1 protein-coding gene is annotated in these 1137 nt (G+C 59.0%); it reads right to left on the minus strand.

The window, feature by feature from the left end:
* A partial coding sequence (locus A2I95_RS40760; protein WP_291737996.1) for a TRAP transporter fused permease subunit occupies positions 1-1137 on the minus strand: 1137 nt, incomplete at both ends.

Raw genomic sequence — 1137 nt, forward strand, 5'->3', positions numbered from 1 at the left:
GGATCCCCTTGACCACCGACAACCCGTGCTCGCGTGCCAGCATGACCTGTTGCACCACGATGATCCCCGCCATCATCAGGATTGACCAGAACACTGCACTGCCGGGGCTCCAGCGCTCGACAAGCAGAAGGTAAACCAGCATACCGATCGGGATCAGGAAATACGCTCCTTCTTTCAGTGTCTTGCGGATCGCCGGCAGATCAGCTTTGGGCAGGCCTTCGAGGCCCAGCTTCAGGCTTTCCAGATGCGAGATGTAGAACAGAGACAGATAGGCGATGAAGGCCGGGATCATCGCATGCACGATCACATCGTAATAGGAAATGCCGATGAATTCCGCGATGATGAAGGCCGAGGCGCCCATGATGGGCGGCATAATCTGCCCGTTGATCGACGCAGACACCTCAATCGCTCCGGCTTTGTCGCCAGGGAAGCCAGTCTTCTTCATCACCGGAATTGTGAAGGCGCCTGTTGTCACCGTGTTCGCAATGGACGAGCCTGAGATCATTCCCGTCAGGCCAGATGCCAGAATGGCTGCCTTGGCCGGCCCGCCGCGGTATTTGCCAACAGCCGCAAAGGACAGGTCCAGAAAAAATTTGCCGGCGCCGGCGGTATCCATGAAAGCGCCGAACAGCACAAACAGGAACACGTAGCTGACGGACACCGCAATCGGGATCCCGAAAATCGCCTCGCTGGTCAGCCAGTTGTAACCCGTCATCCGAGAGATCGACACCCCGCGGTGGGCGATGATCTCGGGCATGTATGGTCCGAACAGCGAGTAAACCATGAAGATACCGCAGACGATGACCAGAGGGAGCCCCACGCCCCGGCGCGTGGCTTCCAGCAACAGCGCCATGCCTACGGCGGACAGGACGGCTTCAAACGGAACGGAAATGCCCCAAATATCCAGGTCGAGCAGGATGCCCGCACGCAGGACGATGCCGTCATAACCCAGCCAGACATACAGCGCACAGGCGGCTGAAATTCCTGCCAGGATCAGGCTGAACCACGCCTTGCCCGCGCGCTCCTGCTCAAACTTGGCAGGAAACAGCAGGAAGCACAGAAACAGGCCAAAAGCCAGGTGAATGCCGCGGGCGGGCAGGTCCACGAAGATGCCCCAGCCAAGTGCATAGGGAACCG

It is taken from the genome of Leisingera sp. F5, from assembly GCF_001593695.1.